Here is a 14117-nt window from a genome sequence, read left to right on the forward strand (position 1 = left end):
TTTGTCTGCATGCTTTCGCGTCGATGAAACCTTTATCCTTCAGCTTCTATTTGCAGGTCCTGGTCTGCGCCGCTCTTTGGGGCAGCGCCTTTCCGGTGATCAAGTTGAGCTACGAGGCCTTGGCTATCGATGGCTTCCAGGAGCAAATGGTATTCGCCGGCTTGCGCTTCACGCTGGCGGGCTTGCTGATCGTGCCGTTTTGCCGGAGCTCGGTGGTGGAGACGGTCCGGACCGCTCCCCGCGGCTTGCTGATTTGGGTGATCCTCGGGCAAACGGTTTTGCAGTATGTGTTTTTCTACTACGCCTTGAGCGTTTCCAGCGGAACCCTCGGAGCCTTGCTGGGAAGCTCGGGCAGCTTTTGGTGGATGTTGCTCGCTCCGCTCCTCCTGCGGACGGCGCTGCCGAGCGGGTGGCAATGGGCCATGATCGGGCTTTGCTCGCTGGGAATCGGCTTAGCGGTCTACGCTCCGGGGGCGGGAAGCGGGCAGGTCGGCCTCGGGGCTTTGTGTTTCCTGCTGGCGTCGCTCTCCGGTGCCTTCGGAGCCATCGGGCTCAAGAAGCTGTCGGCCTTCCACGGGAGTCGAGCCATCACGGCGATCTCGCTCTTCGCGGGCGGCCTGTGCCTGCTGCTGGTCGGGCTCGAGGGCTGGGACGGATTTTGGAGGGATTTGAGCGGAAAGGCCTTGTGGGCCCTGCTGTACTTGGCGTTCCTGTCGGCAACCGCCTTCACCCTTTGGAACCGTTTGATCGAGCAATACAGCGTCAATGTCCTCTCGGCCTACCGTTTCCTGATCCCGCTCTGCGGCGTGATCGAGTCCTCCCTGCTGGTGGAGGGCGAGACGATCGGGCTTGGCATCGTGCTGGGCGGAACCTTGATCCTCGGGGCCCTCTATGGAATGAGCCGCCTGGAAAGGCGGGCTGCTTAGGCGGCTACTACTTTTTTGGCGAAAACGGGGCTTAGGACGCCGGCTAGAAATAGTTGGAGGGCGTGGTAGCAAAGCAGCGGCAGGATGACGAGGCCGAGAGAAGGAGCGGGAACCCCGTCGGAGCCGCCCGCGAAGATGAGCGCTGCCATGGGCACCCCTGCGGCCAGTGTCTTTTGTGAGCCGCAGAAGAAAGCGGCGATCCGTTCCGGCATCTGCTGGGAGGCCAGCGGGCTCGCGAGCCAGACGATTGCGGAAAAGGAGAGCAGGTAGATGAAGGTGAGAAGCAGCGCTCCCAGCAGTTCCTGGCTTGCCACAGTCTGCCAGACGCCGCTGGCGAAGCTTCCGCAGAAGGCGGAGTACACGATGTAGAGCACGAAGCCGTTGCTCAATCGCTTGAACAGGACCTTCGAGCCTTGAGCCCAGTCGCGGACGAATGGACGGATCGCTTGGCCGAGCAGGAGAGGCAGCAAGACCAGCAGGGACAGTTTGCCTATAAGCGGAAGCAAGGGGAGCTCCGCCGTGATGGAGGAGCTCAGCAGCGCGGCGCAAAGCGCGGGCGTAGCGAAGATGCCGAGCACGTTGGAGCAGGTGGTGGAAAAGAGGGCTGCGGAGCTGTCGCCCTCGCTATTGGCGGTCATGACGATAGCGGAGGAGATGGTCGTGGGAAGGGCCGACAGGAAGAGGAAGCCCGCCCGCAAGTCCGCTTGAATCCAGGATCCGGATACCAGCAGAAGACAGAGCATGCAAGCAGGGGCCAGCAGGAAGATCGCGATTTGGCAGAAGCCGTGCAGGCGGAACTTCGTGGCGCTGGCGGCGATCTGCCGCGTCGGGAGGAAGAGGCCCTGAACCAGGAAGGTCAGGGCCACGGCGACTTTCGTGGTGAGCTCCGGATGCAGGGGGCCGCCCTCGTTGCCGAGGCTCGGGTAGGCGAAGGCGGCCAAGGCCACGCCCAGCAAGGCCAGGGTAAAGCCATGGCCACGGGTCGCTGCTTTGAATTTTCGGAGTTGGATCGGCACGATGGACAAGAGGATGCGTGCCAGGGATTGGCTGTCTACCTTTGTTTGTCGGTGCTCGGTAAATCGGTCTTTGAGCAGGAATGTTCTGGAAGCGGAGGGTGAAATGGATTGTTAGATAGCCCTGTCGCATGAAACGATTCTCCCCCCAGAAATCCCTTTTCGTCCTAGGCTCCGCATATATTGCGGTCATGGCGCTCTTTTTCGGCTGCTCGAAAAAGGCGGAAGAACAAGACCGGGCCGCGGTCCCCACCGACACCGTCGCGGAACACGGCGATTGGCGGCAGCCCGAGACCTGCTTGAAGTGCCACGAGGAAGAGCATAGCTCCTGGGTCGGCAGCCATCACGCCAACGCGAACCGCTTCGTCGATATCGAAACCGATGCCGCCCGCTACGGCGTAGGCGAGTTCAAGGACGCGGCCGGACGCGAGTATCGGGTGAGCCATGAGGGCGGAGAATTCTTTATCAGCGAAAAGAACGCGGATGGCGATTACCTCCCGGCCAAGGCCAAGGCGGTGATCGGACTTACGCCCCTGCAGCAGCCGCTGGTGGAAGGCGAACGGGGACGCTGGCAGGCTCACGCCATGGCTTGGGATACGGAGAAGAAGGAATGGTTCAACGTGTTCGGCGACGAGGAACGTTTGCTGGGCGAATGGGGACATTGGTCCGGGCAGGGCATGAACTGGAACTCCAACTGCGCCTGGTGCCATACCACTGAATACGAAAAGAACTACGATCCGGCCAAGGACAGCTACGCCAGCTCTTGGACCCATCAGGGCATCAGCTGTATCGCCTGCCATTCCGACATGGAAGAGCATGTGGCCAACGCCGGCAAAGCGGACTACCTGCCGCCAGCGAAGCCGGACATGCGGGTCATGATGGAAAACTGCGCCAGTTGCCACGCGCGCCGCGAAGAGCTCTCGCACGGCGACTTCAAGGCAGGCGAATCCTTCGAGGACCACTACCGCCTCATGCTCTACGATCATCCCACCGCCTATTTCCCAGATGGCAAGGCGAACGAGGAAAACTTCGTCTGGGGTTCCTTCATGCATAGCAAGATGGGCCACGCCGGCGTCTCCTGCATGGATTGCCACGATCCTCATGAAACGACCCTGAAGCTGCCCGCCGACACCAACGCCACTTGTATCCAGTGCCACAGTACCGGAAATCTCGGAGCCAGCATCGTGGACCTCTCGAATCACAGTCGCCATCCGATCGGGTCGGAAGGAGATTCCTGTGTGGCTTGCCATATGCCGGAACGCGACTATATGGCTCGCGATCCGCGTCGTGACCACGGATTTACGATTCCGGATCCCTACATGGCAAAGACCTTCGGAGCTCCCGATGCCTGTAGCGAGTGTCACCAAGATATCGATACCGACGAACTACTCGGCCAATTCAACCAATGGTTCGGCGAGTCGGAGCGAGTGGCCGACCTGCGTCAGCGCGCTCACTTGCTGAGCGATGCGTGGACGGGGGCGCTGGCGGAGCCGGAGGCCATTATCGAGCGGCTGAAGGCGGAGGAGAATCCGTATTGGCAAGCCAGTTGGCTGCGTCTGCTCAGGCCCTTCGTCGGACTGGACGCGGTACGCGACTTAGCTCTCTCCTACAAGGATGCCGAGCATGCGATCGTGCGAGATTCCGCGGTGCTGCTGCTTGGCAGCCGCCAGGATGGGCTGGAGGCGCTGCAGGCGGCCGCCCAGGATCCGGCCCGCATCGTTCGTATGCAGGCTGCGGATACGCTATCGGGAAGCCCTTACATGACGCCGGAGCTCCGCGAAGAGTACAACGAATACTTGCGCTACAATGCGGATCGCCCATCCGGAGCCTTGAAGCTGGCCTCGCAGGCGGCGAGCAACGGCAACGCGGACTTGGTTAAGCAGTACGGGGAGCTCGCGATCGGCTTCGATCGCAAGAGCGCTCCCATCCGCTACGACGTATCCATTCTTTACGATCGGGTGGGGTTGATTGCCGAGGCGATCCAGCACCTGAGGATCGCCAGCGCCTACGATCCGAATTCCGGATTGTATCCCTTTTCCATTGGCCTGTTGCTTGCGGAGCAAGGAAACAATCAGGATGCGGTGGCTTCGATGAAAAAGGCCCTGCGCATCGATCCGAGCCAAGATCGCTGGTGGTTCAACCTAGCCGTTTTGCAAACGCGCTTAGGCGACGTGCTCTCGGCGCGTGACAGCCTTGCCGAAGCCTTGAAGCTCGCCCCGCAAGAGGCTGCGTACCTGCAATTCATGCAGCAACTCACGGGAGCGGGAGTTCGTTAGCCAAGCTGGAGCGTTTTTCGTTTAGTTAGTCGTACTGTGTGATGAGGGAAACGCGGCGTGCCCGGCGGTCCCGCCCTACCTTATGCGAATGATCAAACGAAAAATACTCTAGCCCCGAGGAGCGTTCATCGTTTAAGGAGGGGCGAGGCCGCTTGACGATTGGCATCGAAGCTACACGTATCGAGTGTTAGAATACCAAAAAAACGGCCTCCTTCGAGAGAAGGAGACCGTTGAGAATCGTTGGACGATGAGCTTCGTCTAGAAGTCCAAGGTCGTGGTCAGGATGAACTGGCGGGGATCCTTGATACGGAAGGCATTGGCGGAACCGTCGTAGTTGACCCCTACCGTTTGCAGGCCGCCGTCTTCGAACGCGTTGACGATGTTGAGCTGAACCTTGAGGTTCAAGTCGTCGCTAAGCGCCTTGTCGTAGCTGAACCAGAGGTCCGTGTAGGTGTTCGCTTCGTCGTAGATCGGACGGCTGATGTCAGCCAAGGTGATATCTGTCGCGCCCGCTACTGCTGGATTGGGGCGACCGTAGTAGCCGATGATCGCTTTGTCTTCCCAGCGCATGCTGCCGCCGACCGCGAAGTTTTTGAAGCGGCCGTCTGTGAAGCGGTAGTTGGTGAGGATGGACGAGCGGTACTTGCGTTGACCGGGGGAGGCTTGTCCCTCGAGTTCGCTGTAGATCGCGTACTGCGGAGCGACTACATTGTTGTAGTAGTCCTCAACATACACGTTACCCCATTGGTCGTCGTCGCTCACGTTGCTGTTGAATCCGGTAGATTTCCAGAAGTTGGTGAGATCGACTCTACGTCCACCAGGAGTCTGGTAGGTGGCGAACTCTTGGTATTCCGGCAGCAAGTAATCCGCTGCTTTGGCAGACTGCCAAACTGGGAAGCGAACGTCGTACCATTCGTCGAACTCCTTGAGTACGCCGGAGTAGACGGTCTCTTGCTCGCCGCCAGTTACCTTGATGGTCCAGTTTTCAGTAGGATTGTAGGTAAGGGTCAGCTCCATTCCTTCGGCGACGGCCGAACGTGTGGCTCCGATGCTTCCAATGTCTTGGTAGTAGTCGTAAGGGAGCTGCCAGATTGCAGCGATATCGTCCTCCAGCGCTTCTTCCTGAGCTGTGGAGAGATTGGTACCGAAATTATCCTCTGTTGGGTCCTCGCCGATGTTGATCAAGGCGATGGTGCGCGCCCAGTTGCGGAAGAGCGTGGTATCTACGTTGTTCGTCAGACGACTGATCGAAGCGCCAGGGCTGGTGCGTTCGTTGTCGTTGGACGACTTGAACCAGTTGAGACGCGCGAAGAGCTTTCCTTCGAAGAGGGAGAACTGAACACCGTAGTCTTCGCCTTCGCCTGTCGGCTTCGGCAGCGGGGTGCCGAAGGCGTCAACCGCAGGGCTGCTGGGCGGGTTGAAGTTGTCGGACTTGTTGTAGCTGAAGCCGAGGGTGTTCAAGAACTCGCTATCGATGCCACCCCAGTTCCTGAAAGGACGAAATACGCCGCCGAGGGTTTCGGTATCGCCAGAGAGACGGTCCCAGTAGTTGTAGCGGTTGAGGATGGTCTCGGTTTGCAAGACGCCGTTAACCCACTGCTCCTGATTCGTCATGCTTGGGGCAATCTGATTCTGGCTTTCGTCCAGAAGGGCTCCCGTCGTGGTGGAACGCGCCTTGTAGTCATCGGTTCTCACGCCGATGGTGGCGACGATGCGGTCTTCCCAAAGGCGGCTCGTGATAGAGAAGCTTTCGGAATCGACCTGGCGTTGCGTTCCTCCTGTTCCCCAAGGGGTGTCGACCCAACCGGTGGTGTATTGCAGGCCGTCCCAAGAGCTGTTTCCGTAGTCGAAGTAGCTCATGTCGCCGGTGTAGCTTTCCGCTCTCCAGGTTCCGGATCCTTGCGTCACCTTGCCGTTGGGATCGCTAGGATCGGCGAGGTAGAAGAGGCGGTGTACGCTGCGGTTGGTGCCGGCGTAGCCCGTGGGTGAACCGTCAGGGTTGTTGTTCGGGTTCGGCAGGAAATGACGCACGCCGGAGGCGTTGCCTTCCTCGCTGTCCTGGATGAACCAGCGCTTGCGGATGAACTGGCTTTCCACTTTGTTGGTGGTCATGTTCGCTACCACCTGATGGCTACCGAGCCACTTGGTCCAGTTGTCGTTCTTCGTGAAGTCGGGAGTCCATGCCAGCATCGCTCGAGTGCTCTCGTTGCGGCTGTTGTTGAGGAACTGGTCAGGATCGAAGTCGTAGGCGTAGGTCTTCCCGAAGTAAGGGTTAACGGTTCCGTCTGGATAGTGTGTATTCGTATCCACATACACGGTCGCTACGTTGAGCTGCGATACGGTGTAGTTCGTGGTCGAATCGTAATCCTGGCGGAAGTAACCTGCGTTGAAGTTTAAGTCTTCGAGGATCTCTTGTTCGAACTCCAGGTTGTAGGTCTTAGCGTCCCCCTTGCCAAAATTCATGTTAAGAATATTGGTGGACGTGTAGTCGTACACAGAGGTATCCGTAACCCCCGGCCACTTATAGCTGCCAATGAGAGCCCCGCTGGACGTTCTATTTAGCGTAGGATTCAGGCGGCTTTGCGAATAGGCGGTATCGTATGCGTCCGCCCAGACTGGGTTGGCGTAAACTTCATCCGTAGTAGCTACATTATCAAGAAGGCCGTTGTTGTTAGTGCCTCCTGATGGATCAGCGGTGAATCCTGCGGAATAAGGCCCACCGTAATAATAGTCGTAGCTAACCGGGGCGCCGTTCGCAACTTGGATCTTCGGACGGGAGGAGTTGCCGAACTCGATACCGGGCGTATACAGGACAGAGTCTTGGTTGCCGATGGCATCCCAACCATAGATTTTAACACCGTTGTAGGTTGTTTGATCGTCGTTCCATTGAGACGCGTCGTAGCCGGGGAGGCCCATGATGTAAGCGCGAGTTTCGTCCATACGGGGAGAGTCGGCTCGTTGCGCGATCGGTCCCTTCATTTGGCCCGATGCGTTGGATAGCATTCCATTGGAAGGATTGTATCCCCATGATCCGCCTTCAATCCACGGTGTCGCCGCGTCGCGAGGGGTCAAGGTGTTGGGGCGGTTGTGGTCGTTCGAGAAACTCTCGATCGTGAAGCGCAAGCGGGTCTTTTCGAACGGATCGTAGGTTATGGCTCCATACGCGCGCTCGGTCTTGTCGTAGGACGGCTTGCGTTCGAAATTCTTCTTGTCGACCAATATGGCGCCAAAAACGGCGAGCTTGTCCTCCACGAGAGTGCGGTTGAAGGAGAAGCTGGCCCGGTGCGAGCCGCGGTCGTCGAACTTGACCTGCACCTTGTTCGTGGAGGTGCCGATCACTGCGGAAGCGGTGTTGCTGTTGACCACGCCTGCGGGGCTGCCCATACCGAACAGCAAGGAGTTCGGGCCACGGCTGATCTCGATCGATTGCACGTTGTACGAATCGAAGGGTACGTTTGGATTGGATACGTAGTTGTTGGTCGCCGTGCTGGGAACACCAAGACCGCGGACTCGGTTTGCGGTGTTGTTGGTCAGGGCTGCGCCGTTGTTGCCAGCGGTAAAGCCGGCGTTCACGTCCACGACACCGTCGCCGCGCATGGATTGTATGCCTGGCGTGTAGGTAGCGGAACCTTCGGTGTTGGCTTCGTAGCGGAAGACGTCGTTGATATCGACGGATGCAGTGTCTTCGAGCTGTTGCATCGTGATAACCGAGATGGAGGCTCCGAGGTCGCTGACCTTGGTATTGAGGCGGCTACCGGCGAGGGTATTTTCCGCATAGTAGCCAGCGTCTTCCTTCGAGTTTACCTCGAATGGAGAGAGTTCGAAGATCTCGTCGTCTTCGGTCTCTTGCGAGTAGCCGACGCTGCAGGCTCCGAGCAATAGCGATAGCGCTAGTGACGTTCGGAACCGGGGTATTGGGTTCTTTTTCGTTTGTTTCATCTTTGAGTAGTAGGTTTGATGCAAAGGTTTAAGAATGGCTCAGCCGTCACGTGTCTCAGGGGTACGTGGTCAAGTCTAAGCGAGGGTTGGGCGTTTGAAGAAAACAGGACCGCGAGCTGGGGTGAGGTCCGGTGAGGTAGTTGTCGTTTGAAGGCAGCCAGAGCGGGTCTGGGGGTGATTACATATATAAAGAAACAGCTTTGCGCTTTTTCCAACGAAGCTAGGTTCTGACAGTAAGATTTAGGAGGCGCCGCGATGTCTCTTGTTGCGTGAGCCTCCTGTTTAAGCGGCTTCGATGAGCTTTGAGCCGACATTTTCCATCGACAAAAAAACACGTATCACGGAGTGGATACGTGCTCGTGGGAAAGGGGATAAGGTAGTCGATGTTAATCGTATCCCCTAGGGAGCGAAGCGCGGGTCGAGCTTGATGCGGGTCTCTTGATCGCGGTCGGCTTGCAGCTTTCCGTCTTCGTAGCGAAGTTCGACGACTTGTATGGAGCTGCGTCGAGTTTCGTATCCATCAGGCAATGACGCTTTCGCGCGGCCGGGGTGGGTGAAGTAAAACAGGAAGGCGCGATCGCCTTGTACGACCACGTCGGGGTGTCCGCCGATGACCCCGTCGTCCGCTCCGTTTCCGGGAGCTTCGAGCAGGTTGTCGCCACTTTGGCGTTGCCACTGGATCGCATCATCGGAGCGGTAGACCCCGAGGCCGGCCCAAACGTCCGTGACCATCCAGTAGAAGCCTTTCCACCGAAAAACCTTGGGGCCTTCCCCAGCTTTGTCGCCGACCGCCTTGCCTTGGTCCTCCCAGTGGTAGAGGTCGAAACTGTCCGCGTAGTAGATGGACTTTCCATCGAGCTCGTTGTTGTACCAAAGGCGCCAATGGTTTTCACCGAGCTGAATGACGCAGGCGTCGATGACCTTTTCGTTGATTAGCGGCAGCGTCGACTGGTAGTGCCAGTTTTCGAGATCCTGGCTGGTCAGGTGGATGATGACCCGTGGGTGTCCCCAATCGTCGAATACGCCGGGAACGAAAGTCAGGTACATGTGGTAATCGCCGTTGGGGCCACGAATAACTTCCGGGGCCCAGTGGGTCGGATCCTTCACCTGCAACTCCGGCGGCAAGCCGTGGATGGAGGCTTGGCTGTAGCGTTTCCAAGTGGCGCCTTGGTCCGTGGATTCGGCGATGCCAATGTGGGTGCCGTGTACCCATTGCACTCCGTTTAAGCCTTCTACCTTGGCTCTGCGGTTGGTGTAGAACATCCACCAGCGTCCCCGGAGCTCGTTCCAGATGACCACTGGATCGGCGGCGCCGTCGTGGATCGGATCGCGAAAGAGCGGCTTGGAGGCGACCTTGGCAGGCGTCTCTGGCTGGGGTTGGCCGAAGTCGGGAAATCCTCCTTCGGTCCAGGTGAAAGGTTTCACTCGGGCGTGTCGGTTCCAGTCGAGAAGCGAGAAGACTTCGAGATCCTTGTAGTTGCGGGCATGATACACGAGGATGTCATCGCCTTCTTCGTCTTGGGTAAAGCCGTTGTGTCCGGGCCCGTAGATTCCGTTGTCCTCGGAGGTTTGGAAGACGGGGCCGGGGGATTTCGTCCAGGACGCAGGATCCAGGAGGTCGGCATCTTCGCTCGCCCAAAGCAGTCCCATGCGGTAATTGCGATCGGTGGCGTTGACCGAGTAGGTCATGAAGACCTTGCCGTTTCGCTTCAGGATAGCGGGGCCTTCGTTGACCTTGTACTTCATCGTTTCCCAGCTGTATTCCGCCGTAGTCAAGAGGGCGTAGGGGCCCTTCAAGGTCCAGGGGTTTTCCATCTCCGAGATGTAGAGGTTGGAATTGACGCCCATCTCCTTGTCCATCTGGGCCCAGACGTAGTAGCGCTTTCCCTGGTTTTCGAACACGGTGGCGTCGAGCGAGAAGTCGTCCCACGCGGTTTTTACCTGACCCTTTTCCACCCAGTTCCCCTCCAGCGGATTGGCGGCATCGTTCTCGAGCACGTACATGCGAATGCGCCATTTTTCCTCGGCGTCACCGGCCGCGAAGTAGATGTACCATTTCCCGTCGAGGAAATGGAGTTCGGGGGCCCAGATGTGATTTCCCATCGGGCCGCTTTGGTGGGCGTTCCAGATCGTGAACGGTTCCGCAGATGCCAGGCCTGCGATGGTTTCGGCGCGACGCAGTTCAATGCGGAGGTACTGCGGAGCGGTGGCGATGAAGTAGTAGAAGCCGTCGTCGTGCTTGTGTATCCACGGGTCGGCTCGCTGCAGGACCAGGGGATTCGGATACTCTTCAGAGAGCAGGTTCAAGGTGGAAGCCATGACGAGAAATAGGATCAATAGGGAGCGGAAACGATTCATGCTTGGATGGTTGGAAGGGCAAAGGGAGTGAGAAGCCTAGTTTCTGAGGTCTGCCCACCCTTACCTGCGCTCTTTGGCTGCGAATCCCGACAGGCTTTTTGAGGGCAGCTTAAAGTTTTGTCATGAAGTTGAAGACCTGGTCCCAGCCGCCGGTAGGAACTTCGTGGGCGAAATCGGGGTAGACAATCAGGTCCTTTTCGGAGGTGATCTTGTTGTAGGCAGCGAACTGGGTGGAAGGCGGGCAGATGGTATCCATCAAGCCGGACTGCATGAGGACTTTGGCTGTAATTCGGGGAGCCAAGTGCTGGCAGTCGATGTATCCCAACTTTTCGAATACAGCTTCTTCCGTTTTGTGGGCGGGATCGCGGCGGCGGAAATAGTAGGAGAGTTCTTCGTAGGCATCCTTGGCGAGATCCATCTCCCAAACTCTGCGATAGTCGCAAAGGAAAGGGAAAAAGACGGCGCAGCGCTTGATGAGCGGGGACAGGGCCGCGCAGGCGAGGGCCAATCCACCGCCTTGCGAACCACCGAAGCAACCGATCCGGTCCGCGTCGATTTCCTCGAAACTGGCGATCACTCGAGCCAGTTGAACCGTATCCAAAAAATGGGAGCGGAACAGCAGCTTCTTCGGGTCCGGATCTTCTAGGCCGCGTACGATGTGTCCGCGCAGCGTGGTGCCGAGCGTTCCCCCGACATCTTGGGAAAGGCCGCCCTGTCCCCGGCTGTCCATAGCGGCGAGGGCGATGCCTTCGCCAACGTAGGCCAGTTTGTCGTTCCATTCGCCCGATTCGGCGCTGTAGCCATGGAACATGAGAGCGGCGGGGCAGTTGGCCGCGTTTTTGGGACGCAGGTACTTCGCGTAGATGCGAGCGCCGCCGACGCTGGTAAAGGTCAGGTCGAAGCAGTCCGCATTGCGGGGGGAAATCGAGTCGTTGGGGACGAGGATGGGGTCGGGCTCGATGCCATCCAGTTCCTTTAGGGAGTCGTCCCAGTAGGTATCGAAATCCTGGGGACGCGGATTGGTTCCCTGGTAGGTTTTGAGTTCGTGGAGCGGCTTGTCTACGAGAGGCATGGAGCGGATACGTATGAGTCTTTTAGTTAGTGGCCTGCAGCCGGAGCGTTACCGGACCCAGCAGACCGAAGGGAGTCAGCTCCCATTCAGACGCATCGAAGGGCTTGTAGTCAATGTTGACGAAGTTGATGTCTTTAAAGATGCGCCAAGGCGTTTTGCTCCGGTCGAGGTGTCGGATGCGGTTGGTGGCCAAGGTGGCGACTTCGATGCGGAGCTCGTTGCTGCCAGGCTTCAGCAGCGCGGTGGGGACTTGGAGGCGGAAAGGAGCTTGGATGCAGGTCGCGGCAAGCTCGCCGTTGACGAATACTTGGGCGCTGCTGCTGAGCTGGCCGAGATCGAGCTGCAGCGGCTTTCCGAGCTTTTCGGCTTCGAGGGTGAAGGTGTTTTCGTAGGCAAGCAAGCCGGCGAAATTTTCCAGTTCGCTTTCGCCCAATTCGGTAATGGGAAGGAGCTGCTTTAAGCGGCGGCTTGCAGGCAGGGTGGGGCCACCGTCCATGAAGCTGAGGTGCCAGCTTTCGTCCAGTTCAACCACCTCGCCCGTTGCAGAGGCCGCTTGCGGGAATGGCGGAAGGGAAGCGGCCTTGGCTATGGTTTGGATAAGGGTAGACTGATGGGGCTGGAGGGTGAGTGGAAGGGTTCCGTTTTGAAGTGCAAGAGAGCCGCTCTCGCCGGTCCAGGGGTCGAGGCGCTGAACTGCGGAAGGCGTTCCGGAAAAGGAAAGGGAAACGCTTTCGCTCCGATTGCTGCGATTTACCAAGAAGTAGGTTTGCGTACCGTCTTCTTGGATACGGCGAATGCAGCGAATCGGGATAGACGCTTGCCAGCTGTCGGATGCGGATTGCGCAATCTGCTGTAGCGAAACCTGTTCGATGCGTTTCTCCGAAAGGGCGGATGCGACGAGCTCCTGCAGCTCCGCCTGGCGCTCCTCGTGGTTTTGGAAGCCCGGTACGATCCAATTTTGCGGGTCTTCGAGCGAGAGGACTGTGACTCCTTGCAGGGCAAGTTGCTTGAGAGCCTTTACGGTGCGCAGCGGAATCCGTTTGAGCCTTGGCAGGACGATCGTTGGGGTCGGAGCCGAGCTCAGCACGCGTTTTTCGATTTGGCGATCGGATATGAAATCGAAGTGGACTCCTGCATCCCAGAGGGCTTGAGCGCTCTCTTCGAGGCCGGTGCCTTTGAACCAACGCTTGCCGTCGATGTTTTGGCGAAGCTTGGTTCCCGGCGCCTCGGAATAAGGGTCGGCCATCGGCGAGTAGAGGTAGAGGTCCGCGTAGGGTTGCCCGGATTGCAGCAGCGTCTGCACGCGGGTGATGTACTTGTTGAGGGCGGGGAGGTGGTGCCAGATGGGGTTGCGGTCGTGGAGCTGGGTGGACGCGTAGAAGACCCAGCCCGGCCACGCTGCGTCTTCGGGCGAGTAGGCGGTTCCGTGGTAGAACAAGTGGTTTACGCCGCAGAGGAAGAGGTAGTCGGTGGCATTCTTGATCTTCGCGAGATCGCTGGTCCAGTGCTCGGAAAGCCAGGTGTAGCTCTCGGCCGATACAAGCTTCTTGCCGGTCACGTGGGCCGCGGAAGAGGCGAACTTATGCATGAGGAAATCCTGGCTGTCGCCGAAAATCTCAGTTTCGGGAATGTCGGTCTTGGCATAGACATCCAAGAGATTCGCGATGGAACCGTGGGCTTGGTTGCGGGTGAGCAAGTGGTAGGCGTGCGTCTTTTGGTTCCAGGTATCGCTGAAGTTCTCCAGCAACAGCTCCTCAAGCGTGATGCGATAGTCGTAGCGCCAACGCTCGAGAGTGTCTTGCGGTATATCGGTGCGCTCCGTATCGAAAATCGAATACATTTGCGGCGAGGACAGGCGGCCGCGCTGGATAAGCTCCTTCTCGAAGTCGTGGGACCAATTGGTTTCGTATTCCCAGGAGTCGTGGAAGACGGCTCGGACGAGATCCGGCGAGATGCGCTGGAAGAAGCGATGATTGAAAGCGTCGATGTAGTTCGCGACAGCGTCGCGGTCGAGCATGTCGATGGTGTATCCAGATCCTCCCGGCGCAGGGCGCTTGACCCGTTCGCCGCTCAGTTCGGCTTTGACTTCGTAGTGGATATCGCGCCCGCTGCCCGACTTGTGAAGCTTCAGCTCAACTGCCCGCTCCGCTTCCGGTACATTTTCGTGGCCTAAGCGCCAACCCGTGCCTGGCACCACGTCTACCTCCATGCCCAAGCGCTTGGCTTCGAGGCAAGCGTGCTCGACCAGCTCCAGCCACTCGTCGCTAAGAAACTGGGTTTCCAGGCTTTCAAGTCCCTGCACGCCGTAGATGGGGGTGATTTCGACGCCACCCAGTCCGAGCCGTGAAAACGACTCCAGCTCGCGAGTGATCTCTTCCTTGTTCACGGCGGATCCATGCCACCACCAACGCGTCCACGGTTTGTTGACCGAGCTCGCAGGTGCCCAGTCTTGGGAGTATCCTTCGCTTTGGAAAAGGCCGAGCGTGGCGACTAAGGAGAGGAGGGAAATCAGTTTGGGGCAGCGCATAGGGGT

General features: G+C 58.4%; 7 protein-coding genes. 2 read left to right on the forward strand and 5 right to left on the reverse strand.

All coding sequences use genetic code 11. The features are described from left to right. Positions 1-23 precede the first annotated feature (23 nt). Positions 24-926: a DMT family transporter gene (locus QEH57_RS13395; RefSeq protein ID WP_309007257.1), complete on the forward strand. Its 903-nt coding sequence runs from the start codon at positions 24-26 to the stop codon at positions 924-926. Here the strand turns inward: QEH57_RS13395 and QEH57_RS13400 are convergent. Then, positions 923-1942: a bile acid:sodium symporter family protein gene (locus QEH57_RS13400; RefSeq protein ID WP_309007258.1), complete on the reverse strand. Its 1020-nt coding sequence runs from the start codon at positions 1940-1942 to the stop codon at positions 923-925. The two genes, QEH57_RS13395 and QEH57_RS13400, sit on opposite strands and share 4 nt — an antisense overlap. 128 nt (positions 1943-2070) lie before the next feature. Here QEH57_RS13400 and QEH57_RS13405 point away from each other — a divergent pair, with 128 nt between their 5' ends. Further along, positions 2071-4215, forward strand: a complete 2145-nt coding sequence (locus QEH57_RS13405; RefSeq protein WP_309007259.1) for a tetratricopeptide repeat protein — start codon at positions 2071-2073, stop codon at positions 4213-4215. Positions 4216-4473: 258 nt separating this feature from the next. On the opposite strand, the gene QEH57_RS13410 is transcribed toward QEH57_RS13405, so the two are convergent. The 4 genes from QEH57_RS13410 to QEH57_RS13425 form a co-directional block, all read right to left on the reverse strand. Further along, positions 4474-8154, reverse strand: coding sequence for a TonB-dependent receptor plug domain-containing protein (locus QEH57_RS13410; protein ID WP_309007260.1), 3681 nt, complete (start codon positions 8152-8154; stop codon positions 4474-4476). A 399-nt stretch (positions 8155-8553) separates the two neighbouring features. After that, the gene (locus QEH57_RS13415; protein ID WP_309007261.1) at positions 8554-10512 is read right to left on the reverse strand and encodes a family 43 glycosylhydrolase; all 1959 of its coding nucleotides are present in this window, start codon (positions 10510-10512) and stop codon (positions 8554-8556) included. Between the two features lie 109 nt (positions 10513-10621). Continuing rightward, entirely contained in the window at positions 10622-11584 is a 963-nt protein-coding gene (locus QEH57_RS13420) for an acetylxylan esterase (RefSeq protein ID WP_309007262.1), read from the reverse strand. 22 nt (positions 11585-11606) lie between these two features. Then, a complete protein-coding gene (locus tag QEH57_RS13425; protein ID WP_309007263.1) occupies positions 11607-14111 on the reverse strand; it encodes a glycosyl hydrolase in 2505 nt (834 codons plus the stop codon). Between the last annotated feature and the right edge of the window lie 6 nt (positions 14112-14117).

Source organism: Pelagicoccus sp. SDUM812005, assembly GCF_031127875.1.
GTDB lineage: Bacteria > Verrucomicrobiota > Verrucomicrobiia > Opitutales > Opitutaceae > Pelagicoccus.